20 protein-coding genes and 1 pseudogene are annotated in these 26,065 nt (G+C 72.1%); 9 read left to right on the forward strand and 12 right to left on the reverse strand.

The window, feature by feature from the left end; all coding sequences use genetic code 11:
* The first annotated feature begins 1 nt into the window (after nucleotide 1).
* A complete protein-coding gene (locus OM076_RS26935) occupies nucleotides 2–2,158 on the forward strand; it encodes a DEAD/DEAH box helicase (protein WP_270043204.1) in 2,157 nt (718 codons plus the stop codon).
* Nucleotides 2,159–2,418: 260 nt separating this feature from the next.
* Here OM076_RS26935 and OM076_RS26940 read toward each other — a convergent pair.
* The 3 genes and pseudogenes from OM076_RS26940 to OM076_RS26950 all read right to left on the reverse strand — a co-directional run.
* Nucleotides 2,419–3,429 (reverse strand): annotated as a pseudogene (locus OM076_RS26940) (M14 family metallopeptidase); the annotation flags it as partial.
* 65 nt (nucleotides 3,430–3,494) lie between these two features.
* Nucleotides 3,495–5,258: a M14 family metallopeptidase gene (locus tag OM076_RS26945; protein WP_270043206.1), complete on the reverse strand. Its 1,764-nt coding sequence runs from the start codon at nucleotides 5,256–5,258 to the stop codon at nucleotides 3,495–3,497.
* A complete protein-coding gene (locus OM076_RS26950) occupies nucleotides 5,210–6,121 on the reverse strand; it encodes an EamA family transporter (RefSeq protein ID WP_270043207.1) in 912 nt (303 codons plus the stop codon). The genes OM076_RS26945 and OM076_RS26950 overlap by 49 nt, the downstream gene beginning before the upstream one ends.
* Nucleotides 6,122–6,166: 45 nt before the next feature.
* Here OM076_RS26950 and OM076_RS26955 point away from each other — a divergent pair, with 45 nt between their 5' ends.
* Together OM076_RS26955 and OM076_RS26960 are read left to right on the forward strand one after the other, a co-directional pair.
* On the forward strand, nucleotides 6,167–7,117 hold the full coding sequence (locus OM076_RS26955) for a LysR family transcriptional regulator (protein WP_270043208.1): 951 nt from the start codon (nucleotides 6,167–6,169) through the stop codon (nucleotides 7,115–7,117).
* Nucleotides 7,114–7,746 carry an HAD family hydrolase gene (locus OM076_RS26960; protein ID WP_270043209.1) on the forward strand — a complete coding sequence of 211 codons (633 nt, stop codon included), beginning with the start codon at nucleotides 7,114–7,116 and terminating at the stop codon, nucleotides 7,744–7,746. Before OM076_RS26955 ends, OM076_RS26960 begins: the two co-directional genes overlap by 4 nt.
* On the opposite strand, the gene OM076_RS26965 is transcribed toward OM076_RS26960, so the two are convergent.
* Both OM076_RS26965 and OM076_RS26970 read right to left on the reverse strand, forming a co-directional pair.
* Nucleotides 7,743–8,078: an STAS domain-containing protein gene (locus OM076_RS26965; protein WP_270043210.1), complete on the reverse strand. Its 336-nt coding sequence runs from the start codon at nucleotides 8,076–8,078 to the stop codon at nucleotides 7,743–7,745. The genes OM076_RS26960 and OM076_RS26965 overlap by 4 nt on opposite strands.
* A gap of 15 nt (nucleotides 8,079–8,093) precedes the next feature.
* A complete protein-coding gene (locus OM076_RS26970; RefSeq protein ID WP_270043211.1) occupies nucleotides 8,094–8,702 on the reverse strand; it encodes a hypothetical protein in 609 nt (202 codons plus the stop codon).
* A 162-nt stretch (nucleotides 8,703–8,864) separates the two neighbouring features.
* Here OM076_RS26970 and OM076_RS26975 point away from each other — a divergent pair, with 162 nt between their 5' ends.
* On the forward strand, nucleotides 8,865–10,448 hold the full coding sequence (locus OM076_RS26975; protein WP_270043212.1) for an ABC-F family ATP-binding cassette domain-containing protein: 1,584 nt from the start codon (nucleotides 8,865–8,867) through the stop codon (nucleotides 10,446–10,448).
* Nucleotides 10,449–10,517: 69 nt separating this feature from the next.
* Here OM076_RS26975 and OM076_RS26980 read toward each other — a convergent pair whose 3' ends face one another.
* The gene (locus OM076_RS26980) at nucleotides 10,518–11,555 is read right to left on the reverse strand and encodes an LLM class flavin-dependent oxidoreductase (RefSeq protein WP_270043213.1); all 1,038 of its coding nucleotides are present in this window, start codon (nucleotides 11,553–11,555) and stop codon (nucleotides 10,518–10,520) included.
* Between the two features lie 22 nt (nucleotides 11,556–11,577).
* Here OM076_RS26980 and OM076_RS26985 point away from each other — a divergent pair, with 22 nt between their 5' ends.
* On the forward strand, nucleotides 11,578–12,474 hold the full coding sequence (locus OM076_RS26985; RefSeq protein WP_270043214.1) for an SMP-30/gluconolactonase/LRE family protein: 897 nt from the start codon (nucleotides 11,578–11,580) through the stop codon (nucleotides 12,472–12,474).
* A gap of 8 nt (nucleotides 12,475–12,482) precedes the next feature.
* A complete protein-coding gene (locus tag OM076_RS26990; RefSeq protein WP_270043215.1) occupies nucleotides 12,483–12,869 on the forward strand; it encodes a GlcG/HbpS family heme-binding protein in 387 nt (128 codons plus the stop codon).
* A gap of 376 nt (nucleotides 12,870–13,245) precedes the next feature.
* On the opposite strand, the gene OM076_RS26995 is transcribed toward OM076_RS26990, so the two are convergent.
* Both OM076_RS26995 and OM076_RS27000 read right to left on the reverse strand, forming a co-directional pair.
* Nucleotides 13,246–14,658 (reverse strand): LamG domain-containing protein, encoded by a 1,413-nt coding sequence (locus tag OM076_RS26995; RefSeq protein WP_270043216.1) that lies wholly within the window; start codon nucleotides 14,656–14,658, stop codon nucleotides 13,246–13,248.
* A gap of 80 nt (nucleotides 14,659–14,738) precedes the next feature.
* Nucleotides 14,739–15,131 (reverse strand): hypothetical protein, encoded by a 393-nt coding sequence (locus tag OM076_RS27000; protein ID WP_270043217.1) that lies wholly within the window; start codon nucleotides 15,129–15,131, stop codon nucleotides 14,739–14,741.
* Between the two features lie 144 nt (nucleotides 15,132–15,275).
* On the opposite strand from OM076_RS27000, the gene OM076_RS27005 reads away from it, so the two are divergent.
* Nucleotides 15,276–16,700: an SDR family NAD(P)-dependent oxidoreductase gene (locus OM076_RS27005; protein WP_270043218.1), complete on the forward strand. Its 1,425-nt coding sequence runs from the start codon at nucleotides 15,276–15,278 to the stop codon at nucleotides 16,698–16,700.
* A gap of 3 nt (nucleotides 16,701–16,703) precedes the next feature.
* Here OM076_RS27005 and OM076_RS27010 read toward each other — a convergent pair whose 3' ends face one another.
* From OM076_RS27010 to OM076_RS27020, 3 genes are read right to left on the reverse strand one after another with little or no spacing between them, the layout of a single operon-like run.
* Nucleotides 16,704–17,417 (reverse strand): ABC transporter permease, encoded by a 714-nt coding sequence (locus OM076_RS27010; protein ID WP_270043219.1) that lies wholly within the window; start codon nucleotides 17,415–17,417, stop codon nucleotides 16,704–16,706.
* Complete coding sequence (locus tag OM076_RS27015) at nucleotides 17,414–18,136, reverse strand: ABC transporter ATP-binding protein (RefSeq protein ID WP_270043220.1); 723 nt, start codon at nucleotides 18,134–18,136, stop codon at nucleotides 17,414–17,416. Before OM076_RS27015 ends, OM076_RS27010 begins: the two co-directional genes overlap by 4 nt.
* 48 nt (nucleotides 18,137–18,184) lie before the next feature.
* Nucleotides 18,185–20,098, reverse strand: coding sequence for a S9 family peptidase (locus OM076_RS27020; RefSeq protein ID WP_270043221.1), 1,914 nt, complete (start codon nucleotides 20,096–20,098; stop codon nucleotides 18,185–18,187).
* 183 nt (nucleotides 20,099–20,281) lie between these two features.
* Between OM076_RS27020 and OM076_RS27025 the strand changes: the two genes are divergently transcribed.
* Together OM076_RS27025 and OM076_RS27030 are read left to right on the forward strand one after the other, a co-directional pair.
* On the forward strand, nucleotides 20,282–23,221 hold the full coding sequence (locus OM076_RS27025; protein WP_270043222.1) for a helix-turn-helix transcriptional regulator: 2,940 nt from the start codon (nucleotides 20,282–20,284) through the stop codon (nucleotides 23,219–23,221).
* 196 nt (nucleotides 23,222–23,417) lie between these two features.
* Nucleotides 23,418–24,359: an acetamidase/formamidase family protein gene (locus tag OM076_RS27030; RefSeq protein ID WP_270043223.1), complete on the forward strand. Its 942-nt coding sequence runs from the start codon at nucleotides 23,418–23,420 to the stop codon at nucleotides 24,357–24,359.
* Here the strand turns inward: OM076_RS27030 and OM076_RS27035 are convergent.
* The gene (locus OM076_RS27035) at nucleotides 24,356–25,981 is read right to left on the reverse strand and encodes a penicillin-binding transpeptidase domain-containing protein (RefSeq protein WP_270043224.1); all 1,626 of its coding nucleotides are present in this window, start codon (nucleotides 25,979–25,981) and stop codon (nucleotides 24,356–24,358) included. The genes OM076_RS27030 and OM076_RS27035 overlap by 4 nt on opposite strands.
* Between the last annotated feature and the right edge of the window lie 84 nt (nucleotides 25,982–26,065).

A 26,065-nucleotide genomic window follows, 5' to 3' on the forward strand; every position in this document is an offset into this window, starting at 1 on the left:
GGTGCGCGCAGTCGATCCCGTGGCCAACGTCGAGCTCCGCAAGAACTCGCAGGGCCACGACATCGTGGTGTTCGCCTTCCCGTACCGGGCCGACATCGTGGACGCCGTCCGCTCGATTCCCGGCCGCAAGTTCGACTGGCAGGCGAAGGAGTGGTCCGCCCCGCGTGCGGACGCCACCGCCGCCTACGTCCAGGGCGTCATCGAACGCTTCCCCGAGCTCGAGGTCGCCCTGGAGGTCGAGGAGTGGCTCTCGCGCGCGGTCAAGGGCTGGGTCGGGCGCGTCACCGCCGCACGGCGCGACGGTGCGGGCTGGTTCGTGCTCGACGGCATCGCGGGTGACCTGCCGGAGGAGCTCGCGAGCGTCGCCGAGCAGCGCGGGGAGCGGCGCTGGCTGCCGTTCACCGAGGAGGTCGCCAACACGCTGCTCGACATGGCGGGCGCCCGGATGGACCCGCGCGCGCTGCGCTGCGCCACTCGCCTGCAGGTCGGCCTCACGCCCGCCCCGGCGACGCTGACGCTGGTCGAGAGCTACGGCGAGGCGCGCTTCAAGCTCGAGGTCAACTGGGACCCGGACACCGCCGGCGCCTTCGTCGAGCTGCCCGCCGCCGAGGCGCACGGCCGGACGCTCCCGATCGACCCGTACCTGCTGGAGCCGCTGGAGCACTTCATCCGCGTCCACCAGATCGACGTCGGCAACAACGCGCAGGAGGCGCTGGACCGGCTGCGGATCGAGCACGACAAGGCGATCGGCGCGGTCCGGAGCTCGCGCTCCGCCGACGCGGACCGGCTGGAGTGCGAGGACCGGCTCGGCGGAGAGCTGCGCCCGTTCCAGCGCGCGGGCGTGGCGTACGCGCTGAAGTCGCGGCGGCTGTTCATCGCCGACGAGCAGGGCCTGGGCAAGACCATCGAGGCGCTCGCCACGCTGGAGGAGGACGACGCCTACCCGGCGGTCGTCATCTGCCCGGCCAGCCTCAAGCTCAACTGGCAGCGCGAGATCCAGCACTGGCTGCCGCACCGCACGCAGCACGTCGTCGTCGGCACCGGCAAGGCGATCCCGCGCGCGGACATCACGGTGCTCAACTACGAGATCGTCCACGCCCACCGCGAGCGCCTGGCGATCTCCAAGCCCAAGGCGCTGATCCTCGACGAGTCCCACTACGTCAAGAACCCGCAGGCCAAGCGCACCCGGGCGGTCCGGCGGCTCGCCGAGCAGCTCCCCGAGGGCGCGCTGAAGATCTGCCTGACCGGCACGCCGGTGATGAACCACCCGGATGAGCTGATCGCCCAGCTGCGCATCCTCGGCCGCCTGGAGGAGTTCGGCTCCGGGGCGCGCTTCAAGCGCCGCTTCCAGGGCGCCGGCGCGGAGGAGCGCATCCACTGGCACCTGCGCCGCACCTGCTTCGTGCGGCGCCTGAAGAAGGACGTGCTGCCGCAGCTGCCCGAGAAGCGCCAGGTCGTCGTCCCGGTCGCGCTGGAGAACGAGAAGGAATACCGGCTCGCCGAGCGCGACGTCATCGCCTGGCTGCAGGAGCAGCCGCTCGAGCTCTCAGAGCTCGAAGGGAAGGTCCAGGCGACGCTGCGGGCGGAACGGCTCGCGCAGCTCAACGTGCTGCGCCGTCTCGCCGCCCGCGGCAAGCTCGGCGCGATGCTCGGCTGGATCGACGACTTCCTCGCCTCCGAGGAGCCGCTCGTGGTCTTCGCCGGCCACCGCGAGATCCAGGAGCTGGTCGTGCAGCGGTTCCCGGAGGCCGTCCACGTCGTCGGCGCCGACAAGGCCGAGGAGCGCGACCGCGCGGTTCAGGCCTTCCAGGAGCCCGACGGTCCGCAGCTGATCGTCTGCTCCACCCGCGTCGCCGGCCAGGGGATCACGCTCACCCGCGCGTCCAACGTCGCGTTCCTGGACCTCGAGTGGAGCCCGGCGATGCACGACCAGGCCGAGGACCGCACACACCGGATCGGCCAGCGCGACGCCGTGACCGCGTGGTACCTGCTCGCCGCCGGCTCGATCGACGAACAGATGGCCGAGGTGCTCGCCCGCAAGCGCGGCATCATCGGCGCCGTCACCGACGGCCGCAGCGACGAGTCCGAGGCCGTCCTGCAGTCGGTCGTGAAGGCCCTGCGCGGCAAGCCGCTGCGCCGCCTGCGCGCCGTGGCCTAGTAACGGGAGACGCGCAGGCCGGTCACGGTCGCGTCGTGGCCGGCGATCTCCACCCGCACGTGCCGGCCGGCGAAGCGGCTGAGGCTCGCGGTCGCGCCCTTTGGCCCGTTCGTCCGGCCCGAGAACCGCGCCACGGTCTTGCCCCCGACGAGGACCCGCAGCGACGCGTCGCGCTTCACCCCCCGATACTTGAAGGAGAGGCTGAAGTTGGTCGCGCCGGTCAGGGCGATCGCCGGCGAGCGCTTCGGCGGCCGGGCGGCGGCGTAGATCGTGGTCAGCGGCGCGTTGCCGCAGTACTGCAGGAGCTTGCCGATCGCCGCGTACGGGCAGGCGGCGTCCTCCAGCAGCATCAGCGCGGCCTCGCGGTTGCGCGCGGTCTCGCGGTGGATCACCTCGTCCGGGGGATAGAAGCCGGGAGAGCGGCCGTCGACCGGGTACATCTCGAACGTGAAGGCGAAGACGCCGTTGGCGCCCCAGAGCCAGTCGTCGATCGCGCCGTCGGTGATGTAGAGGTCGCTCGACTGCTCGGCCGTGTAGCCGTTGGTGCGCGCCATGCTGGTGCCGAGCGCCTCGAACGTGTCGTGCTGGTCGCGCGTCATCCCCTTGGTGACGTCGGCGCGGGTGTGGCCGAACGGCCAGAGGATCAGCTCGCTGAAGGAGTGCCAGTCGATCGAGGCGCGGATCTGCTGTACGCCGTCGACGACGCGGCTGAGGACGAAGTCGCGCACCGCCTGCGTCTCGGGCGCCGAGAACGCGGACGGGCCGCGGTAGGTCTCGAGCGAGGCGATCCCGCTCGACCCGCCGCAGCAGCCCCACTTGAAGCCGTAGTTGCGGTTGAGGTCGGTGCCGACGGCGTCGGTGCCGGCGTTGGGCTGGCGGTTCTTGCGCCAGGAGCGGTAGGTGCCGGTGGCGATGTCGTACTCGCTGCCGTCGGGGTTGACATCGGGGATGATCCAGATCTCGCGCGAGTCGACGATGCCCTTGATCCGCGGGTCCGTCGCGTACTTGCCGGTCAGCTCGTCGATCAGGTACAGCGCCATCTCGACCGTGATGTGCTCGCGGGCGTGCTGGCCGGCGGTGAACAGGACCTCGGGCTCGCCCTCGTCGACGGCGACGTTGTCGGAGATCTTGATCGCCCACAGCTCGCGGCCCTCGTAGCTCGTGCCGATCGTCGTGCGCGAGATCAGGTCCGGGTGCGCGGCGATCGTCGCGTCGATCTGGGCGCGCGTCTCGGCGTCGTTGTGGTAGCCGGAGTCGGCGGCGGGGAAGTCGGCCGCCGCGGGCGCCGCGCTCACGAGGAGCGCGGCACAGGCCGCGGCGACGGCGAGTGAGCGGATCAGTTGCGGGTCACTTTGAGATCGTCGACAGCGGCTTCGACGAGGCTAGCGGTCGCCGCGTCGGCAGCTTCCACTCGAATGCGGATCGTCTGCCCAGCCCACCCATTCAGGCTTGCCGTGGCGGCCGCCCACGCGCCGTTGCGGTTCACCGCGGAGCCGAGCTGCTGGAAGACGGTCGACGTCGTCGCGCCGACGACGCTGACCCGCAGGTAGTCGGCGGAGGTCGCATTGGAGCCGTGCGCGAGATACCAGTTGAAGCCCAGCGTGTAGTTGGACCCGCCCGTGAGGGTGATCGGCGGCGAGAGCGCGGTCGTGGTGCCGCCGTCGACGTCGTTGGCACCGGCGTCGGCTCCCGCGCTCGCCCCGGTCACCAGGTCACGCGTGCCGCTGGTGGTCGTGCCGAGCTGCTTCGCGCCGCTTGAGGTCGTCGCCGCCGGGTCGCCGATCTCGAAGCGGCCGGTCGTGGCGGCGTGGGTGAACGTCCAGCCGGTGGCGCTCTCGAAGGTGTCGTCGAAGAGCGTGACCGGCGCGGGGCCGCCGCAGTGCTGCGCCTGCTTGCCGATCACCTCGTACGGGCAGTCGGACGCGTCGAGCAGTTGCAGGACCGCGTCACGGTTGCGGGTCGTCTGGGCGACGATCGACTCGTCGGGCGGGTAGAAGCCCGGGCTCGAGGTGCGCGGGTACATCTCGAACGTGTAGCTGAAGATGTGGTGCTGGGCCCAGAGCCAGTCGTCGATCGAGCCGTCCGTGATGTAGAGGTCGCTCGCCTGCTCGGGCGTGTAGCCGTTGGAGGCGGCCATGCTGCGGCCGAGCGTGGCGAACGTCGCCTGGTCGTCGACGGTCAGCCCGGGCGCGGTGTCGGCGGTCGTGTAGCCGTAGGGCCACAGCACCAGCTCGGAATACGTGTGGAAGTCGATGTTGGTCTTGATCTGCTGGACGCCGCCGACGACGCGGGAGTTGACGAAGTCGCGCACCCGCACGGTCTCGGGCGCGCTGAACGGCGCGGCGCCGCGGTAGGTCTCGGAGGAGAACGTGCCGCTGGAGCCGCCGCAGCAGCCCCAGTTGAATCCCCAGTTGCGGTTGAGGTCGGTGCCGACGGCGGTCGAGCCCGCGTTGGGCTGGCGGTTCTTGCGCCACGAGCGGTAGCTGCCGCTCGCCACGTCGTACTCGCTGCCGTCCGGGTTCATGTTCGGCACGATCCAGATCTCGCGCGTGTTGACCAAGGTGCGCACGCGGGAGTCCGGGTCCTCCGCGAGCAGGTGGGTGAGGTAGAGCGCCATCTCGATCGTCAGGTGCTCGCGGGCGTGCTGGCCGGCGGTGAACAGGACCTCGGGCTCGTTCTCGTCGGTGCCGACGTTGTCGGAGATCTTGATCGCGGTCAGGGCGCGGCCCTGGTAGGAGTTCCCGATCGGCTGGACGCTCACGAGGTCCGGGTGGGCGGCGGCGATCGAGCTGATCTCCGCGGTCATCTCCGCGTAGTTGTGGTAGCCGGCGTCGGCGCTCGGGAAGTCGGAGGCACGGGCGCCCGCGGTCACCTTGAACCCCGCGCGGCGCAGCGCCCGCAGGTCCGACCGGGAGGCGGTGACCGTCACCGACGTCCGGTCGACCTGGACGATCGCCGCGCCTGTCCGCGCGACCGCCGAGCGCTGGCCCTGCGTACGCACATTCTCGACGCGGTAGCTCGATCCTGCGGCGGCGGCGGGCGCCGCGGCGATCAGGGAGACGAGGGTTGCGGCGACGGCGACGCGACGTGAGAGGCGCATGATTCCCGAGCCTCCCGCGACCGGCGGGGCGCTGTCAACCCCACGGTCAGCGCCAGGCCGCTGAGCACGACGGCGGCGCCGATCAGCTCCGCTCCGGACGGCACTTCGTTCAGCGCGATCCAGGCCGCGGCGATCCCGACCACCGGCACGAGCAGCGTGAACGGCGCGACGGTGCTCGCCGGGTGCTTGCCCAGCAGCCACGCCCAGGCGCCGAAGCCCACCAGCGTCGACAGGACGACGACGTAGAGCAGCGCGAGGATGCCGGTGGCGTTGATCGAGACGGGGTCGCCGCGCTCGGTCAGCAGCGACAGTGACAGCAGAGGGAGCGGCGGGACGAGGCTCGACCACACCAGCAGGCCGAGCGGGTTCGGCGACTGCGCCTTGCGCGTCGCGACGTTGCCGAAGCCCCACGATGCCGCGGCGCCGATCGTCAGCGCGAGCGCGCCGAGCGGGACCGCCGACGCGCGGCCCGCGGCGATGATGCCGATCCCGGCCAGCGCGAGCGCCCCGCCCGCGAGCTGCGCCTTCTTCGGCCGCTCCTTCAGCAGCAGGACGGCGAGCCCGACCGTGAAGGCGGCCTGCAGCTGGAGCACGAGGCTGGCGAGCCCGGCCGGCATGCCCTTCTCGATCCCGAGGAAGAGCAGCCCGAACTGGCCGGCGGAGAGGAAGACGCCGACGGCGATCACGTACCTGACCGGCACGCCGGGGCGCGGCGCGAAGGGGAGGGCGAGCGCGACGAGGCAGAAGCGCAGGGCGGCGAACAGCAGCGGCGGGAAGTGATCGAGGCCGACGTGGATGACCACGAAGTTGACGCCCCACACGACGGCGACGGCGAGAGCGAGGAGGACATGGCGGCGGGGCATGCCGCCAACGGTGACGGCGATGACTCCCAAGAGCGATTGGACTTTGTGGATGTAACCCGTAAGATCGACTACATGGTCGACCTGCGGAGATTGCGAGCGCTGCGGGCCGTCGCCGACCACGGCACGCTGGCCGCGGCCGCGGACACGCTCCATCTGACGCCTTCCGCGGTGTCGCAGCAGCTGTCCGCGCTGGAGCGCGACATCGGGCACGCGCTGCTGGAGCCTTCGGGTCGCAGCGTGCGGTTGACGCCCGCCGCGTATGTGCTGCTCGGCCACGCCGACGCGCTGTTCGCGCAGCTGGAGAAGCTCGAAGGTGACCTGGCCGCCCAGGACTCGGCGCCACGGGGCGAGGTGCGGATCGGCGGGTTCCCGACGGCGCTGGCGGGCCTGCTCGCCCCGGCCGCGCGGCCGCTGCGCGCCGTCGCGCCCGCCGTCACGCTGCGGATTCGCGAGGCCGAGACCCCCGAGGCGGTCGCGCTGCTGGTCGCCCGTGACGTCGACATGATCCTCGGCATGGAGTGCTCGTCGGCGCCGGGTCGCGACGACACCCGCTTCCACCGCGAGGACCTGCTCGGCGACATCCTCGACGCGGTGGTCGCGACCGATCACCCGCTCGCGGGTCGAGCCCGTATCGACCTCGCCGATCTCGCGGGGGAGTGGTGGGTGGCGCCGCCGGTCGGCTGGTCGTGCGACGAGGTCTTCCAGGCCGGCTGCCGGGCCGCGGGCTTCAGCCCGAAGGTCGCCCACCGGGCGGGTGACTGGCAGGCGGTGATGGGGCTCGTCGCCGGCGGTCTCGGCATCTCCCTCGTACCGCGGCTCGCCCATACCGCGCCGCCTGCGGGCGTCGTGATCGTCCCGCTCGTGGGCGTGCCGCCGAAGCGCCACGTCTTCATGGCCTGCCGCGCCGGAGCGGAGTCCTCGCCCGCCATTCGCGCGGTGCTCGACGCGATCGCCAACAGCGCCCGCCGGCAATCCCCGCTAGTAAGAGCCGCTTGAACGCGATTATTTTCGATCTCGACGGGGTCCTGGTGGACTCCGAGCAGGCGTGGGACCAGGCTCGCAAGGACGTCGTCGACGCCCACGGCGGCGCGTGGAAGGACTCCGCCACCCGCGACATGCTGGGCATGAGCTCCAAGGAGTGGCCCGTCTACGTCGTCGAGCAGCTCGGCGCCCAGCTCACGCCCGACGAGGTCAACGCGGCCGTGGTCGAGGCGATGCTGGCGGGCTACAAGGAGCACCTGCCGCTGCTCCCCGGCGCCAAGGAGGCCGTCGAGCGGCTCGCGCAGACCCACACGCTCGGCCTCGCGTCGTCGTCGAATCGTCCCGTGATCGATGTCGTCCTGCAGACCATGGGCGTGACGCACCGCTTCGCCGCGACGGTCTCCTCCGAGGAGGTCGGCCGCGGCAAACCCGCTCCCGACGTCTACCTGGAGGCGATGCGCCGGCTCGGGATCACCGAAGGCGCCGCGATCGAGGACTCCGAGAACGGCATCAAGTCCGCCCACGCCGCGGGGCTGCGCGTCATCGCGATCCCCAACCCGCACTTCCCGCCCGCCGAGGACGCCCTCGCGCTGGCCGACGAGATCCTCCCGAACCTCGACGCGCTGCGGTTCGAGGACGCCTAAGCGGCCGCGAACGCGCTGTCGCGCGTGGTGTGCAGCGAGAAGCGCGAAGCGGTGCCGGTGATCTCCAGCAGGCGCCGGACGGGACCTTCGGGCGCGACGACGTGCAGGCGCTTGCCCGAGACCTCGAGCTGCTGGGCGGCGCGCAGGATCGTGCCGAGGGCTGAGGAGTCGATGAAGTCCACCCCCATCAGGTCGAGAACGACCGCATCCTGCGGGCCGGCGGCGGACATCGCGAAGATCGCGCTCATTTCAGAGGTGGCGGCGAGATCGAGCTCACCGCCGGCGACGATCAGGTGACTGCCGTCGACGGGGTCGTGGTCGAGGGTGAACATGAGGCGCACGCTACCTCAGCTTCGGGCCTTCATGCCGCGGATAAGTCGCGGCGCGTGCAGAACGAACAGCGGAAGTTCCCGCCGCGAGCGGTTGAGGGCGTCCAGGAGCGCGGCGGCCGCGTCGCCGCCGTGGATCGGCTTGCCGTGGCCGACGAGCAGGTGCTCCGGCAGGAAGGGCTTCAGGCGCGTGGGCGGGAGCAGGCGGCGCAGGAAGTGGGTGCCCGCCGGGCCGTTGCCGACCGCGTAGTGGGTGGCGGTGCCGATCGACTCGGCGACGACCAGCCCGTTCGTCTCCGGCCACCACAGCGCGCGTTCCTTCCACGGCCCGAGATCGAGGTCGATCACGCTGAACGGCGTGTCCGGCAGCACGTCCGGGAGGACGTGGTGCGGGATGTTCAGCCGCTGCGCGATCGCGGCGCCGTCGCGCGGGTGGGCCACGAACAGCTGCAGGACGCCCGCGGGCTCGCCCAGCGCCGCGGCGCGCTCCATCGCCTCCGGCGCGTCGACGGGATCCACGAACCAGACGCGGCCGTCGTGCACCAGTGCGTGCGAGGCGCGCAGCAGCGGATCGTCGACCACCCACGTGAGGCCGAGCGGGTGTTCGGCTAGCTCCCCTAGACGCATAAGTCGTCCGCTCTACCCTTCTTCGTGCGTGAAGTAGCCAGCCACCGCACCTGATTGAACCATCCGGCAATTCGGCCGGGCGTGCGGTGGCGTGGTGTTGCTCGTCTTGCGACCCGCTTCTGCACGCCCGCGCGCCCGGTTCTCCACCACGAGAGGACCACCATGTTGAAGGGCACCGATCTCACCAAGGCCCACGACGGGGCGCCGTTGTTCGGCGGCATCTCGCTCACCCTCGAGGACGGCGCGCGCGCCGCGCTCGTCGGCGTCAATGGCGTCGGCAAGACCACGCTCATCCGCCTGCTGGCGGGTGCCGATCGTCCTGATCGCGGCGCGGTCATCCTCGGCGCCGGCGACCGCGTCGGCTACCTGCCGCAGGACGTGCTCGACCCGCAGGCCACGATCGACGACCTGCTCAAACGCGCGCTCGGCGAAGTCTGGGAGGTGAGGCTGCGACTCGACGCGCTCGAGCGCGATCTGACCGACCTCGACGCGTACGGCGAGGCGCAGGCGCGCTTCGAGGCGCTCGGCGGGTGGGCGCTGGAGGCGCGGCTGGACGAGGCGCGCCGCCGGCTGGGCATCGAGCACCTCGACCGCGGCTCGCTCCTGGGCCACGTCTCCGGCGGCGAGGCCGCCCGCTGCCTGCTGGCCGCGGTCCTGCTCGGCGAGCCGACGGTGCTCCTGCTCGACGAGCCGACCAACCACCTCGACGCCGACGGCCGCGCCTGGCTGGCCGAGTGGCTGGCCGGCTTCACCGGCACGCTGCTGACCGTCAGCCACGATCGTGCCTTCCTCGACGCCACCGTCGATCGCGTGCTCGAGCTCTCGGCGAACGGGCTCGAGACCTATGAGGGCGGCTACACCACCTACAAGGAGGAGCGCGAGCGGCGTCGCGAGCGGCTCGCGCTGCAGGTCGAGGCGCAGGACAAGCGCCGCCGGCGCCTCCAGGACGACATCGCGATGACCTCGCGCCAGGCGGGGTACGCGGAGCGTCAGGCCGACGGCATGGGCGCGGCGAAGCCACATCTGAAGCGGATGGCGGCCAAGGTGGCGAAGAAGTCCAAGGTCCGTGAGGGGCGGCTGCGGCGCGAGATGGCCTCCGAGGACTGGCTGCGGATGCCGCGCGACCCGTCGGCGTTCAAGGTCGCGCTCCCGGAGGCGGAGACCGGGCGCCGGCTCGTCGCCGCGGTGCGCGACGTGGCGGTCGACGGCGTTTTCAGCGGCGCCGACTTCACGCTGCACGGCGGGGAGCGGGTGGCGCTGATCGGCCCTAACGGCGCCGGCAAGAGCACGCTGCTGCACCTGCTCAGCGGCGCGCTGGCGCCCGATCGCGGCGAGGTCGACGTCCGCGGCACGGTTCGCCTGCTGCCGCAGACCCCGGCGCGGCTGGACGGCTCACGCCCGCTCCTGGAGTGGTTTCGCGAGCAGACCCGGCTGCCCGAGGACGAGGCGCGCACGCTGCTCGCCCACTACCGGCTCGGCGCGGAGGCGATCGCCCGCCCGCTCGGCCGCCTCTCGCCGGGGGAGCGCGCCCGTGTGCACGTCGCCGGGATGGTCGCCGCCGGTGCGGACCTGATCCTCCTGGACGAGCCGACCAACCACCTCGACTTCGAGACGCTCGAGATCATCGAGGCGGCGCTGCGCGCCTATCGCGGGACGCTCGTGGTGGCATCGCACGACCGCGCGCTGCACGAAGCGATCGACTGCGATCGGGTGATCGAGATCAAGGACGGGGGTATCGCGGCCTGATCGCGGGGTGGGTCGGGCGCAATACCGGCGCGCTCGGGATCGAGGCGGCGCCCGCCCAATGCGTGGGCGTTACGTGTCGGTCCGCAGACCGGCCTGGGCGAGGTCACCCGCCGCGAGACCGAACGCCTCCGCGATCAACTCGTAGGAGCGGCGACGGGCATCGTGGTCATAGGTGATCGTGACCACGATCACCTCCTCCGCGCCGTACTCGGCGGCCGCCTCCTCGATGCCTGAACGGACCTGAGCCGCGGTCCCGACGATCGTTCGCCGCCGCATCGCGACGCCGGCCTCCTCGGACGCGAGGAAGCGCTGCGCGGTCTCGGGCGGCGGCACCGCGATCAGGCGGCCCCGGCGCAGCATCGTGAACGCCATCCGGCTGCTCGTGGCGAGCTTGACGGCCTCTTCCTCGGTGTCCGCGGCGAGCGCCCAGACGGCGACCACGGTCTTCGGCGCGTCGAGGCGGACGCCGTCCGCGAAGCCGCGCCGGTAGAGGTCGGCGATCTCGGCGCCGCCGGAGTTGATGAAGTCGGCGAACGCGTACGGCAGGCCGAGCTCGCCCGCCCAGACGGCGCTCTGCGGCGAGGAGCCGAGCAGCCACGGCTCCGGGGTCTCCGGCCGGCCGGGGAGGACCTTGGCCAGCCGCGCGAGCGGGCTCGAGATCGGGATCTTGCCCTCGTAGTAGGCGAGCAGCTCCGCGAGCTGCTCGGGGAAGTCGTCGGGCATCGCCTTGGTGCGGTCGCGCTGGAGCGCGTGGGTGGTCATCGGGTCGGTGCCGGCCGCGCGCCCGAGGCCGAGGTCGATCCGGCCGGGATAGAGGCCGGCGAGCACGCTGAAGGTCTCGGCGACCTTGAAGGGCGAGTAGTGCGGGAGCATCACGCCGCCGCTGCCGACGCGGATCCGCTCGGTCGCGGACGCGATCGGCCCGATCAGCGCCTCTGGGCTCGGGCCGGCGAGCATCGGCCCGCCGTGGTGCTCGGCCACCCAGTAGCGGTGATAGCCGAGGGCGTCGGTCAACTGCGCCAGGTCGATCGTGTTGCGCAGCGCCTGCGACCCGGTCATCCCCTCCGAGATCGGCGACTGGTCCAGCACACTGAGTCTGAGCGCCATCCTTCGAGGATAGGCTCCGGCCATGGGAGCGAGAGAGCTGCGCACGCTGTGCGAGGGCGGGTCCTACTTCGAAGGTCCCCGCTGGCACGACGGTCGCTGGTGGGTGTCGGACTTCTACCGGCACGGCGTGTTCGCGTTGGATCCGGACGGTCGCGAGGAGCTGGTGCTCGAGGTCGCGGGCCAGCCGTCCGGCCTCGGCTGGATGCCCGACGGGTCGCTGCTGGTGGTGTCGATGCTCGACCACACGCTGCTGCGGCGCGCGCCGGACGGGACGGTGACCGTCCACGCCGACCTGACCGAGCACTGCGGCGGGCATTTGAACGACATGACCGTCGACGAGCTCGGCCGGGCATACGTGGGCAACTTCGGGTTCGACCTGATGACGTTCGCCGACCCGGCGGGGACGGGTCTGGTGCGGGTCGATCCGGACGGCTCCGCCCACGTCGTCGCGGACGACCTCTGGTTTCCCAACGGCACGGTCCTCGACGGCGACACGCTGATCGTGGCCGAGACCTTCGCCGGCCGCCTGACCGCGTTCTCGATCGCCGCCGACGGCGCTTTGGGTGACCGCCGCGTGTGGGGCCAGATCGCGCCGACGGTCACCCCGGGCACGATCGAGGAGATGCTGCCCAACCTCGGCTTCGCCCCGGACGGCTGCTGCATGGACGCCGAGGGCCACATCTGGGCGGCGGACGGGCTCGGCGGGCCGCCATGCCGGATCGCTCCCGGCGGCGAGATCGTCGACGAGCTCCCGCTGCCCGACGGCCTCGGCGCGTTTGCCTGCATGCTCGGCGGGGAGGATGGGCGCACGTTGCTGCTCTGCGCCGCACCCGACTTCATCGAGGCCAACCGCAAGGACACGCGCGAGGCCGTCCTGTTGACCACCACCGTCGACGTCCCTCACGGAGGCCGCCCATGATCACGCTCGTGCGCGCACTGGAACTGATCGCCGCCGGGTGCGAGGAAGCGGCGCGGCAGGACCTGGCGATGGCGTTCGCCGTGGTCGACGACGGCGGCCATCTCGTCGCGCTGCAGCGGATGGACGGCGCGCCGTGGATCGCGCCCGAGGTCGCGCTGGGCAAGGCCTGGACGGCCGCCGCCTACCGCGCACCGAGCGCCGCGCAGGGCGAGAAGATGCAGTCGCTGCACGCGTTCAGCGCCGCGATCTCCGCCGCGACGAACGGGCGCTACACGCCGCAGATCGGCGGGCTGCCGGTGGTGGACGAGAGCGGCGCGGTCATCGGCGCGATGGGCGCGAGCGGTGGAACGGGCCAGCAGGACGAGGACGCGGTGCGGGTGGCTTTGGGCGGCTAGGTGCCTGAACGTCAACTGCGCCGGATGGGGGAGGGGGAGTGGCGCACGCTCCGGGACTGACTCGCGCCGTCCGCCGCTCGGCTCGGCTCTGTTGCCTCGAAGTGCCGTGCCGGGATACCGACAGTTACGGGCCACGGAGAGAGAAAGTGTGCGTCGAGCGCCCGTCTCTCGGTCGCCGTGGTCGACCGTGCGCGTTCGCGGGTCAGTGCGCGGGTTTCGATCAGGTTCGCACTGTTCGAGTTGGCGCGTTGGTGGGGGTGCGGCACGAGAGCGTCCTGACAGGAAGCTCTCGTTACACACCCCCCGGTCGCAAGCCGGTCCGGCGGGGTGATCGGCGTGCGTGAGAACGCACCCGGCGCAGTTGACTTTCGGCCCTCTAGACGCCCTTCTGGCGAGCCGCGAACAGCCGCGCCTTGATCAGGTAACGCTGCCCGGCCTTCAGGGTCTTCGTGCGCTTGCCGGCCTTCACGGAGACCTTGCCCTTCTTGACCTGTGTGAGCGTTCCGGAACAGGTGTCGCTGACGACCCACGTGGCCTTCTGCCCCTTGATCGCGCCCTTCGCGGCGACCGTCCGGAAAACGCCCTTGGTCGTGGTCACGGACAGCGTGCGCACGACGCCCTTCTTCGGCGGCGTGCGTCCGGGCGCGCACGCGCGGGCGGCGCCGGCGGGCGTCTGCAGCAGCAGGTCGGTGGCGGCCGCGGCCCGGTCCTGCCGGATCTTGAAGATGCCGGCGGCGAGCTTCGCGCTGCCGGTGCTCGTGCCGCGCGCATTGGCCGCGGCGGCGACGGTCAAGGAGCCCGCGCGGGCATCGACCACGCTTCCGACCGGCAGTGACGCGGCGCCCTTGAGCGCGACGAACCCGTTCGCGCCGGGCAGCTTCACCAGCAGCTCGCCGGAGGCCGCGGCCGCCTGCACGCGCTTGCCGGCGATCGGCGGGAGGTTCCCGGCGGGCAGCGTGTCTTCGGAGTCGGGGATCCCGTCGCCGTCGCTGTCGAGCACCGGCGTGGCGGTGGGAACCGGCGGAGGCTCGGGCGTCGGCGTGGGCGTCGGCGGTGGCGTGGGGATCGCCGGCAACGCGGCGACCTCCGCGGCGCTGAGCGAGCTGGTGAAGACCATGACCTGATCGATGTCACGCGGAAACGCCGTGTTCTCGATGCACTCGCCGCCGAAGAGCTTGCCGGCGTAGTTGCCGATCGCGAAGTTGTTCGTGCCGGGAAGGTCGTAGACGATCGGACCGGAAGCGGGTGTGCCGTCGCCGACCTGCACGCCGTCGACATAGAGGCGGACCTTCGCCTGGTCGTACGTGCCGGCGACCATGTGCCACGCGCCGTCCCAGATCGTCTGGGGTCCGGGCGGGGACACGACCGCCGCGGTTCCGTTCCAGATGTAGAAGCGCACCCCGGGAGCGTCGGCCGAACCGCCCGTGTAGAGCGCGTACGACGAGTAGCTGCAGTTGCCCGCGCCGCCCTGGGAGAGGATCGTCTTGACCGTGCCGACCGGTGTCGGCGAACGGACCCACGCGGCGACGGAGATCGTCGGCGGCTGCAGCATCGAGCTGGAGTTGACGATGAATCCGTCGGTCACGTCGCCGAACCGGAAGGCGGAACCGAACTTCCCGTCGGGAATGCCCTCCGGCGAGCCGAACGGCCTCGCGTCGTTGCCGAAGCCGGAGCTGTCGGCGCCGGAGCCGTCGAGCTCATAGCGCGCCGCGAGCCGTTGCGCCTGCGCCGCGGGCGTCGCGGCGAGCATGGCGAGCGCGACGAGGGCGGCGGCCGTCCAACGGAACATCCGGACGCGAGTATCTCCGCGCCACCCGCGCACCGCAACCGCGAGGGGTGCCGCCGGCGCGGCACCCCTCGGGCGAGCGCTTATGCCCCGATGGGGCGGCTCACGCGGTCCTCGCTCGCGACGACCCTGAGCTCGTGGACGACACGCTCGGTCGTGGCCTCATGAAGGATGAGGCCGACGGTCGCGAGCAGGGCGGCCGCGGCGGCGGTCGCGAACGCGACCCACTCGAGGGTGGAGCCGTCGAAGACGATCGCTTGGACGATGCTCCAGACGCCGAGGATCGCGAGGATCAGGTCCAGTGTCCGCTGCGGCCCGGCGGGCTGCGACAGCGAGGCGGCGGCCAGGGCGATCATCCCGATCCCGCCGACGATGAACAGCCACTCCACGGTTCCCATCGCCCACACCTGGGTGGAGATGAGCAGGAAGCCCGCGAGGATCAACAGGGCCAGCCGCGAGATGAAGTCAGTGCGCATTGCCGCGCTCCTTCCATCGAGTCCCGCCCCGGGGCCGGCGTGAGAGGCGTCGCTGCGGAGCGGGCGTTGTGATTGCCTGTGCAAACAACAACGTAGCCCGATTCTATGAGCTGGGGATGGACGGGCTTCTACGCTGAACTGACCATGGACGGCATCGACCCCGACCGCCTGGCCGAGGCGCTACGCGTCCTGGCCGAGGCCGAGCAGCTTCCCTTCGACCACCCCGACAACGTGGCGGTCCGGCGGGCGACTGGCAAGGTGTTCAAGGCGGTCAAGAAGCAGCGGCGGCACGAGCGGCGCCAGTTCGTCAAGGCCAACGACGAAGCGGTGGACGCCGCGACGGCGACCGCGGCGCCGGGGCGCATCGACGACGAGACGCGCGGGATCCATCTTCGTCCGAGCGTCAACGGCGAGCGCGCCGGCACGCTGCTGCGCCCGCGCGCGTGTTACATCTGCAAGCAGCGCTACGTCGAGGTCGACGCCTTCTACCACCAGCTCTGCCCCGCCTGTGCGGAGCTCAACCACTCGCGGCGCGACGCGCGCACCGACCTGACCGGCAAGCGCGCGCTGCTGACGGGCGGGCGGGCGAAGATCGGCATGTACATCGCGCTGCGGCTGCTGCGCGACGGCGCACACACCACGATCACGACGCGCTTCCCCAATGACGCCGCCCGTCGCTTCAGCGCGATGGAGGACAGCGCGGACTGGCTGCACCGGCTGCGGATCGTCGGCATCGACCTGCGCGACCCCGGCCAGGTGATCGCCCTGACCGACGAGGTCGCCGGGCAGGGCCCGCTCGACATCCTGATCAACAACGCGGCCCAGACCGTGCGCCGGTCGCCCGAGTCCTACGCGCACCTGGTCGCCAACGACCGCATCCCCTTGCCGGCCGGGCCGCTGCCCGAGGTGATCACCCTCGCGCGCGCCAACGGCCACGGGAACCTGCTGCCGACCGGCAACGCCCACTGGGCGCCCACGCCGCAGGCGCTCAGCGCATTGGCGCAGACCGCCGGCTCGGCCTCGCCGGAGCGGATCGCCGCCGGCATGGCGATCGACGCCGGCGGCCTGGTGCCCGACCTGCACCCGCACAACAGCTGGAGCCAGTTCGTCAACGAGGTCGACCCGGTCGAGCTGCTCGAGGTCCAGCTCTGCAACCAGACCGCGCCGTTCATCCTCATCAGCCGCCTGCGGGCGGCGCTGGCGGCGTCGAGCGCGCGCCGCAAGTACATCGTCAACGTGTCGGCGATGGAGGGCCAGTTCGGCCGCGCCTACAAGGGTCCGGGCCACCCGCACACGAACATGTCCAAGGCCGCGCTGAACATGCTGACCAAGACCAGCGCGACCGAGCTGCTCGCCGCCGACCGCATCCTGATGACCGCCGTCGACACGGGCTGGATCACCGACGAGCGCCCGCACCCGCAGAAGATGCGGCTCGCCGAGGAAGGCTTCCACGCGCCGCTGGACCTCGTCGACGGCGCCGCGCGCGTGTATGACCCGATCGTGCGCGGCGAAGCGGGCGAGGACGTCCTCGGGGTGTTCCTGAAGGACTACTCACCCGCACCCTGGTGAAGCTCAGGCGCTGCGGCGGCGCAACGTGACGGCGCCGAGCGCGAGGGCGGCGGCGGCGCAAGCGGCCACCACGAGCAGGTCGAGGCCGGCGGAGTGCTCGGTCATGGCCTCGACGGCGTAGGTCATCGGGAGCGCGTTCGAGATCGCCCGCAGTGCGCCGGCCATCTCGTCGCGGGGCGCGATCAGGCCGCACAGCAGGATCTGCGGCAGCACGAACGCGGGGAGGAACTGGACCGCCTGGAACTCGGTCTTGGCGAAGGCGGAGACGAGCAGGCCGAGCGCCATGCCGAGCACGGCGTCGGCGATCGCCAGCAGCAGCACGAGGGCGACGGAGCCGCCGGGGTCGAGCCCGAGGACGCCGAGCGCGAGCCCGCTGGCCAGCGCGGCCTGCGCCAACGCGGCGACGCCGAACGCCAGCGCGTAGCCGACCAGCAGGTCGCCCTTGCCGACCGGCGTGGTGAGCAGGCGCTCGAGCGTCCCGCTCGTGCGCTCGCGCAGCATCGCCACCGAGGTGACGAGGAACATCGTGATGAACGGGAAGATCCCGAGCAGCTGCAGGCCGATGCGGTCGAACGTCTCCGGCTGCTTCGCGAACACCCAGTACAGGAGCGTCATCAGCAGGCAGGGGACGAACAGCAGCAGCGCGATCGTGCGCGGGTCGCCGCGCAGCTGGCCGAGGACGCGGCGCGCCGTCGCGAGGGTGGCCGTGGCGGTCATGCCGCCACCGCGAGCGGCTCGATCATCCGCAGAAAGGCGGTCTCGAGGTCGCGGGCGCGCGTGCGCGCGAGGAGGTTTGACGGCGTGTCGTCGGCGAGCAGCCCGCCGTCGCGCATCAGCAGCAGCCGGTCGCAGCGCTCGGCCTCGTCCATGACGTGGCTGGAGACGAGCAGGGTGGTGCCCGCGGCGGCGAGGTCGTGGAAGAGGTTCCAGAGATCGCGGCGCAGCACGGGGTCGAGGCCGACCGTCGGTTCGTCGAGCACCAGCAGCTCGGGCTCCGAGAGCAGCGCGCAGGCGAGCGAGACGCGGCCGCGCTGGCCGCCGGAGAGGGTGCCGACGACGTCGCGGCGGCGGTCGGCGAGGCCCACGGCCTCGAGCGCATCGTCCTCGCGCCACGCGGGCACGCCCAGCACGGCGGCGAAGTAGCGCAGGTTGGCGGCGACGCTCAGGTCGCTGTAGACCGACGGCGCCTGGGTGACGTAGGCGACGCGCGAGCGCAGGCCCGGGGAGCCGGCGGGCTCGCCGAGGACCGTGACGCTTCCCGCGGCGAGCCGCTGGACGCCGACGATCGAGCGGATCAGCGTCGTCTTGCCGCACCCGCTGGAGCCGAGCAGGCCGCAGATGGTGCCGCGTTCAATGGAGAAGTCGAAGCCGTCGAGGACGGCCCGGCCTCCGCGCTGGACGCGGAGGCCGGTGACGTGGATGGCGGGGGAGAGCATGTGACGAGTCTCCCGTCACGCGGGCACCCCGACTTCAGGGCGATGCCCCTAGCTCGCACCCTCAATCGACACCGGCTCGATCCCGCCGGCGGGCGCGAAGCCGAGGACCTGGCCGTAGAAGGCGAGCTCGGCCTCGGCGGCGCGCTTGAGCGTCGACGCCTTGCGGAAGCCGTGCTGCTCGCCCTCGAACGCGATGTAGGTGAACGGCACGTGGTTGGCGCGCAGTGCGGCGACGATGACGTCGGACTGCGAGGGCGGGACGACGGCGTCCTCGAGGCCCTGGAGGATGATCACCGGCGCGCGGATCCGGTCGGCGAAGTTCACGGGTGAGCGCTCGCGCCACAGCGCCTCGGCCTCCGGCCACGGGCCGACCAGCCAGTCGTTGTAGCGGGACTCGAACTTGTGCGTGCTGTCGACGAAGCCGAGCAGGTCGGACACGCCGTAGTAGTCGGCGCCCGCGGCGAACACGTCGGGGTGAAACGCCAGCGCGCACAGGACGGTCCACCCGCCCGCGCTGCCGCCGGTGATCGTCATTCGCGCGCGATCGACCTCGCCCGCGTCGGCCAGGGCGAGCGCGGCGTTGACCGCGTCGTCGACGTCGACGACGCCCCACTGCCCGTGCAGCCGGTCGCGGTACTCGCGCCCGTAGCCGGTGCTGCCGCCGTAGTTGACGTCCACGACCGCGAACCCGCGCGAGGTGAAGAACTGCAGCTCGCGCGAGAGGCGGGCGGTGACGTGGGCGGTCGGACCGCCGTGGATGCGCACCATCAGCGGCGGCAGCTCCCCCGCCGGCGCCCTGTGGTCCGGGTTGTGCGGCGGGAAGTAGAGCGCGTGCGCGGTCTTGCCGCCCGTCGTCGGGTACTCGAGCGGGCGCGGGACCGACACGTAGCGCGGGTCGACACCCGCGTCCGTCTCGCCGGCGAGGATCTCGGTCTCGCCGGTCGCCAGGTCGGCGGCCACGACGCAGGCCTCGCGGGTGGGTGAGGCGCCGGCGAAGATCGCGCGCGTCCCGTCGGTGGTCAGGTCGACGATCCGGGTGAACTCGAGGTCGAGGTACCGGAGCGCTCCGGGCGCGTCGATCACCGCGAGCCTGTCGCTGCCGTCGCTGAACACCGTGCAGACGATCCGGCCGTCCGGCAGGAACGCGTACCAGGACTCGTCGAAGACCCACAATGGGCCGCCGACCTCCGCCTCGACCGCGGTGACGGGCTCGTAGTCGCCGCGGTAGAGGTTCCACCAGCCGGTGCGATCCGAGCTGAAGTGCAGGACGCCGTCCGGCGACCACTCGGGCTGGACGATCGCCTCCGCCGGGCCGCCGGCGACCAGGCGCTCGCCCGTGAGCGCACCGTCTCGGAAGTGCGCGGTCCACAGCTCCGAGCCCTCCCACGGCATCCGCGGGTGGTCCCAGGTCAGCCACGCCAATTGGGCTCCGGACGGGGAGATGCGCGGCGCCGCGTAGAAGTCGTGCCCCGCCGCGATCACCCGCGGTTGCACCCTGCCGTCCGTGGGAAAGGTGACGAGCTCGTTGACGTGCTCGGGCCTGGCGACCCGCTCGCGCACGCAGATGACGGACTCGCCGACGATCGTGAGGTCCGCGTAACGCAGCCCGAACGGCACATCCGGCTCGGGGGTGATCGGCTGCGGGATGCCGCCCGGGTCGACGCGATAGACGCGCTGGTCGGCGTCGTTGCAGAAGTACACGGTGTCGCCGTCGACGGTGTACGCGCCGCCGCCGTACTCGTGCACGCGGGTGCGGGCCGAGAAGCCCGCGGGGATGACGTCGACCGGCGCGGCGGCGCCCCGGCGCCGGACGAGCGCGTCGCGTCCATCCTCGGCCGGGCGCGACTCCGACCAGTAGACGTCATCGCCCACCACCTTCACCAGCGAGTACGTCCAGCCGCTGTCCTCGGCCACCGCGCGGCCGTCGATCGGAGAGCTCCAGGTCCCGTAAGGCGCTTCCATAGGGACGCACCGTAAGGGGTCGCGACCGGGGTTGTAGGCATCGTTGCCCACGCAACCGGCTCCATTCGCCCGATGTAAGGGGGTCGTGCGGAGGCCAGAGTGAGTGGCGTGTCCCCGCCCCTCGCCGGCGCCGCCGGAAAGCTCTCCCCGCGTTCCGGCGGCGCGCGGCGCGATACTGCTCGTATGGCTTCACGGGTGACGAGCGCGACCTTCGTCGGACGGACCGAGGAGCTCGGTGAGCTCCGCGGCGCCCTGAGCGAGGCCGTCGGCGGCCGTCCGTCGCTGGCCTTCGTGGCCGGCGAGTCGGGCGTCGGCAAGACCCGGCTGCTGTCGGAGCTCGAGCGCTCGGCCCGGGCGGACGGCATCCGCGTGATCGGCGGAGACTGCGTCGAGCTGGGGGAGGGCGAACTGCCCTACGCGCCGATCGTCGGCGCGCTGCGCCCGCTCGCGCGCTCCGGCCACCCGGCGTTCAAGGAGCTCTCCGACGCCGCCCGCTGCGCGCTGGCCCAGATCCTCCCCGGCCTGGGCGAGACCCGCGGCGACGACGAGGCAACCGCGCAGGCGCGGCTGTTCGACGGCCTGCTCGAGCTGCTGGAGCTGCTCGCCGGCGAGGACGGCCTGATGATCACGATCGAGGACCTGCACTGGGCCGACCGCTCGACCCGCGCGTTCCTCGTCTACCTCGCGAGCTCGTTGTGCCGCGAGCGGGTGCTCGTCGTCACGACCTACCGCCCGGACGAGCTGCACCGCCGCCACCCGCTGCGCCCGCTGCTGGCCGAGCTCGAGCGCGATGCCCGCCACCGCCGCGTCGAGCTGCTCCCGCTCACGCGCGACGAGCTCAGCCTCCAGCTCAATGACATCCTCGGCGCCGCGCCCACCGACGATCTGCTCTCGCGCCTGTTCGCCCGCAGCGAGGGCAACCCGCTGTTCGCCGAGGAGCTGCTGGCCGCGGGCACCGACGGCCGCGGGTCGCTCCCGCCGACCTTGCGCGACGCGCTGATGCTGCGGATCGAGCGGCTCTCCGCCGACTCGCAGGAGACGCTGCGAGTCCTCGCCGCCGGTCGCCGGCTGACCCACGACATCCTCTCCGACGCCTCCGGGATCGACTCGCGGGCGCTGCGCGACGCGTTGCGGGAAGCCGTCGCCGCGCAGCTCGTCGTCACCGACGAGGAAGGCCGCTACATGTTCCGCCACGCGCTGCTGCGCGAGGTGGTCGTCGACGACCTGCTGCCCGGTGAGCGGGCGGACATGCACCTGGCGCTCGCGCGGGCGCTGGAGCGGCGGGCCGAGGGCCTGCCCGCCCACGGCGGCGCGCACCTGGCGGCAGGCATCGCCCACCACTACTTCGCCTCCGGCGATCAACCCAAGGCGCTGCTGGCGTCCGTCCGCGCCGCCGAGGCCGCCGAGGCCGTCCACGCCAACGGCGAGGCCGCCGCGCTCTATTCACGCGCGCTGCAGCTGTGGGACCGCGTGGCGGGCGCCGAGGAGCTGGCCGGGCGCGACCATGTCAGCCTGCTGCGCGCCGCCGCGCACGCCACCAGCAAGGAGCACGAGCCCGCTCGCGCCGAGTCCTACCTGCGCGCCGCGCTGCACGAGCTCGGGGACTCCGACCCCGTGCGCACCGCCGACCTGCTCGAGCACATGGCCCGCAACCAGTTCAACCAAGGCCGCTCCGCCGACGCCGCCGAGACGCGCCGCGAGGCGCTCGAGCTGCTCAGCGAGGAGCCGAGCAAGGTCCGCGCGGTGCTGCTCGCCAGCGTCGCCAAGGAGCTCATGCTCGAGTCCCGCCACGACGAGGCGGTCGAGGCCGCGCAGGAGGCCATGGCCGTGGCCCGCGCCGTGGGCGACGAGGTCGCCGAGCTGCGGGCGATGGACGGCATGGGCGTGTCGCTGTTCGGCCTCGCACGCTACGAGGAGGGCGAGAAGGTGCTGCGCGAGGCGCTCTCGCGCATGCCCGAGCGCGGCCTCGTCCACCACCTGTACTCGCACGTCAACCTCGCCGACGCGCTGTTCAGCTCCGGCCGCTTGGCCGAGGCGCGCGAGGTGGTCGAAGAGGGCGACCGGCTCGCCGCCGAGAAGGGCGCGCCGCGGCGCTGGCTGATGATGCTGCGCTCCGAGCTCGCGTTCGAGGCGGGGGACTGGTGCGCGGCCGAGGAGGCGCTCCCGTCACCCGGCCGGCCCGCGATGGGCACGACCTTCATCAACGACGCGCTGCGGCGGATCGAGCTGGCGCTCGGGCGCGGCGACCATGACGAGGCGCGCCGGCTGCTCGACGAGGCGCGCGACGTGGCCGCCGACACGCGCGAGCCGCAGTGGATCGGTCCGCTCGGCTCGTTGCGCGCGGAGCTCGAACGCCGGGCCGGCGACCTCGAAGCGGCTCGCGGAGCGATCGACGACGCGCTCGACCGGCTCGACTTCTGCTCGCAGGACGTCGCGCGGATGGCGCGCGTGGCCGCCACGGGCGTGCGCGTCGAGGCCGACGCCGCGGTGCGTGCACGCGATCTGGGTGAGGACCCGTCCTTCGCCGTCGGCAGCGCCGCCGCGCTGATCGCGCGCGTCGAGGCGTGCGCGGAGGGCGACCGGCCGGTCGAAGCCGCGTTTCTCACGAGCGCGCGAGCCGAAGAGGCGCGCGCGCAGGGCGCCGACGACCCGGACCTGTGGTCCGCCGCGGTCGGCGCGTGGCAGGCGCTCGGCCGTCCCTACCGCGCGGCGCAGGCGCTGCGCCGCAAGGCCGAGGCGCAGCTCGCTCGGGGCGATCGCGAGATCGCCGCCGCCAGTGCCGCGCAAGCGCTCAGCGCCGCGCAGGCGATCGGCGCGGAGTGGCTGGCGTCGGAGATCGAGGGGTTCGCCCTGCGAGCGCGGTTGCGGTTGGAGCCCGACGAGTCTTCGCCGGCACCCGCGCTACCCGCCACGGATGCCGGCGAAGACCCGTTCGGGCTCACACCGCGTGAACGCCAGGTCCTCTCCCTCCTCGCGGATGGGCGAACCAACCGGGAAATCGGCCAGGCGCTCTATATGGCGGAGAAGACCGCGAGCGTCCATGTCTCGCGGATCCTCTCCAAGCTGGACGTGCGCTCACGGACCGAGGCCGCGGCGCTGGCCCATCGAGTGGGCCTGGTCTAGACGTACAGGCGCTGGATCGCGCCCAGGGCCTTCGCCGTTCCCCTCGTCCCCACGAAGATCGAGAACAGCGTGGCGGTGATGAGTGGTTCCCTCATGCTGCGCAGTATGCGGGGTGTGGAGGTTCCTCCACAGTGGCCCGCGGTCCAGGATTCCTGGAACCCATTCGACACCGGGTATAGGGAATATCGTGCCGCCCATGGCGAGCACGCACTACTGCCCCACGGACCGCGTGCACTACACGTGGGACACCGGCAATGAACCGCTTCTGACCGTCGCGGACGGCGACACCGTGGTCTTCGAGACCCGCGACGTGTTCGACGACCAGCTCGGCCCGGACTCCGACACGAGCGCGCTCGCGGGCGTGGACTGGGAGCGCGTGTACCCGCTCGCCGGGCCGGTCTACGTCGAGGGGGCCGAGCCGGGCGACACGCTCGCCGTCGAGCTCGTCGACCTGCACACCAAGGGCTGGGGCTGGACCGCGATCCTGCCCGGGTTCGGGCTGCTGAGCGAGGACTTCAGCGAGCCCTACCTGCGCATCTTCGACCTCTCGCGCGGCGACATGACGCAGTTCCGCGAGGACATCTCGATCCCGCTGACGCCGTTCATGGGCACGATGGGCGTCTGTCCCGCGGGCGCGGCCGCGCAGTCGATCATGCCGCCCGGGACGTTCGGCGGGAACATGGACACGCGCCAGCTCGTGAAGGGCACGACGCTCTTCCTCCCGGTCCAGGTCGAGGGCGCGCTGTTCTCCACCGGCGACGCCCACGCCTGCCAGGGCGACGGCGAGATCTGCGTCACCGGCCTCGAAGCGCCGATGTACGCCGTCATGCGCTTCCATGTCCAGAAGGGCCGCACCATCCCGGCGCCGCAGTACCGCACGGCGCCGGGTCCACTGACCCCCGCGGTGAATTACGGCGCGTTCTACGGCACCACGGGCGTCGGCGGCGACCTCTACGCGGCGGCGCAGGACGCGACGCGGGCGATGATCGCCCATCTCGGCGAGACGTACGGCCTCTCGCGCGAGGACGCGTACGTGCTCTGCAGCCTCGTCGTCGACCTGAAGATCTCGGAGATCGTCGACGCGGGCCAGTACATCGTCTCCGCGGTGCTGCCCGAGTCGATCTTCCTCGGCGTCTAGAGCGCGGCCTGCAGGACCCGCTTGGCGATCGGGGCGGCCGAGGCGCCGCCCTGACCCGCCCCCGGCAGCATGACGGCGACCGCGACCCGCGGCTTGTTCGCCGGCGCGAACGCCACGAACCAGGCGGTCGTGTTCTTGGCGTTCTGGGCGATGTCGGCGGTTGAGACGAGCTCAGCGGTCCCGGTCTTGCCCGCGACCGTGACGCCGGGGATGGCCGCGGCGGCGCCGGTGCCGCCCTGGACGACGGCGATCATCATGTCGCGCACCTGCGCGGCGACCTTGGCGCTGACCGCGCGCTTGCGCGGCGGGCGCGAACCGGTCACCCACGGCTTGATACGGACGCCGCCGTTGGCGATCGTGGCGCCGACGGAGGCCATGCCGAGCGGCGTGGCGAGGTCCTTGTTCTGGCCGATCGCGCTCGCGCCGACCGCGAGCGAGTCCTTCAGGTCGGCGGCCTTGGGGATCGAGTTGGGCTTGGCCGCGGGCAGCGACGGCGTTTCGTTGAAGCCGAAGCGCTCCGCGGCGGCGACCAGCTTCTTCGCCCCCAGCTTCGCGCCGATCGGGCCGAAGACCGAGTTGCAGGAGTGGGCGAAGGAGGATGTGAGGCTGCCGCCGCACTCCTCGTCGCTGGCGTTGCGGAGCTTGACGCCGGACAGGGTCGCGTACTGACGGACGGGATAGGAGCTCGAGAGCTTGGCCACGCCGTCCTGCAGCGCCGCGGCGGCGGTGATGATCTTGAAGCTCGAGCCGGGCGGCTGGGGCGCCGAGACGGCAAGGCCGGCCAGCGCCAGCACCGAGCCGTCGCTCGGCTTGATCACCGCGATGCCGCCGAGCTTCGATCCGAGCGCGTTCTGGGCGGTGCGGGTCAGCGCCAACTTGATCGTGGTGTGGATCGAGCGGCCCGTGCGGCCGTCGATCTTCGCGATCGTGCGGTCGCCGAACTTCAAGGACGAGCTCCGGCGTCCGCCGAGGCGGTCGTCGTAGATCCGCTCCAGGCCGGTCGGCTTGTTCCCGGCGGTGCCCGAGATCGACGCGCCCAGCGGATCGGAGTTGAGCAACTGGCCGCCGGCGGCGTAGATCACGCCGCGCCGCGGGGCGGCCCCGCTGCGACGGCGGACTTCTTCGCCCTTGCGCAGCCCCGGCATCACCATTTCCGGCGTCCACGCCACCCGCGCGATGTCGTTCGCCTGCGTCGCGTGGAAGGTCAACGTGCCCTTCAACGAACCGAAGTCCTTGGTCTTGACCGTCACCGGGACCTTCACGATCCCGCCGCTGAGCAGCGGTCCGATCGTCCCGAGCGTGATTTTCTCCACGCCCGCCGCCTTGTTGGCGCGCCGGTAGTCGGCGACGAACGAGATCTGCGGGTTCAGGCGCCGGCTCGAGACGTCCAGCAGGTCGTACATCGTCTTGTAGTCGTTCTTCACCCACGCCGCCGTGAACTTCTCGACGGCCTCGTGGCGGTGATCCTTGTGGAGCTGGCTCGAGATCAGCGCGTACGCGCCATAGATGACCGCGGCCGCCACCACGAGCACGACGACGATGACCGAGAGCGACGGGCCCTGGCCGCCGCCGCCACGCGAACGGCGCCGCCGCCGGCTGGCCCTGGGCGGGGAGAGGAACAACGAACCGGCCCGGGGCGAGTACCCGAGCGATCCTGTCCGACGTCGTCGCCTGCGGGCCACCACGTGTGGTTCTAGCGGGTGGAC

Source organism: Solirubrobacter ginsenosidimutans, assembly GCF_027587205.1.

Excerpts from the sequence above, each read along its gene's own strand:
- OM076_RS27025 (WP_270043222.1), top strand. The coding sequence starts at position 20,282 with ATGGCTTCACGGGTGACGAGCGCGACCTTCGTCGGACGGACCGAGGAG.
- OM076_RS26995 (WP_270043216.1), bottom strand. The coding sequence starts at position 14,658 with ATGTTCCGTTGGACGGCCGCCGCCCTCGTCGCGCTCGCCATGCTCGCC.
- OM076_RS27030 (WP_270043223.1), top strand. The coding sequence starts at position 23,418 with ATGGCGAGCACGCACTACTGCCCCACGGACCGCGTGCACTACACGTGG.
- OM076_RS27015 (WP_270043220.1), bottom strand. The coding sequence starts at position 18,136 with ATGCTCTCCCCCGCCATCCACGTCACCGGCCTCCGCGTCCAGCGCGGA.
- OM076_RS27005 (WP_270043218.1), top strand. The coding sequence starts at position 15,276 with ATGGACGGCATCGACCCCGACCGCCTGGCCGAGGCGCTACGCGTCCTG.
- OM076_RS26985 (WP_270043214.1), top strand. The coding sequence starts at position 11,578 with ATGGGAGCGAGAGAGCTGCGCACGCTGTGCGAGGGCGGGTCCTACTTC.
- OM076_RS26945 (WP_270043206.1), bottom strand. The coding sequence starts at position 5,258 with ATGCGCCTCTCACGTCGCGTCGCCGTCGCCGCAACCCTCGTCTCCCTG.
- OM076_RS26970 (WP_270043211.1), bottom strand. The coding sequence starts at position 8,702 with ATGCGTCTAGGGGAGCTAGCCGAACACCCGCTCGGCCTCACGTGGGTG.
- OM076_RS26965 (WP_270043210.1), bottom strand. The coding sequence starts at position 8,078 with ATGTTCACCCTCGACCACGACCCCGTCGACGGCAGTCACCTGATCGTC.
- OM076_RS27010 (WP_270043219.1), bottom strand. The coding sequence starts at position 17,417 with ATGACCGCCACGGCCACCCTCGCGACGGCGCGCCGCGTCCTCGGCCAG.
- OM076_RS26980 (WP_270043213.1), bottom strand. The coding sequence starts at position 11,555 with ATGGCGCTCAGACTCAGTGTGCTGGACCAGTCGCCGATCTCGGAGGGG.
- OM076_RS26975 (WP_270043212.1), top strand. The coding sequence starts at position 8,865 with ATGTTGAAGGGCACCGATCTCACCAAGGCCCACGACGGGGCGCCGTTG.
- OM076_RS27020 (WP_270043221.1), bottom strand. The coding sequence starts at position 20,098 with ATGGAAGCGCCTTACGGGACCTGGAGCTCTCCGATCGACGGCCGCGCG.
- OM076_RS26950 (WP_270043207.1), bottom strand. The coding sequence starts at position 6,121 with ATGCCCCGCCGCCATGTCCTCCTCGCTCTCGCCGTCGCCGTCGTGTGG.
- OM076_RS27000 (WP_270043217.1), bottom strand. The coding sequence starts at position 15,131 with ATGCGCACTGACTTCATCTCGCGGCTGGCCCTGTTGATCCTCGCGGGC.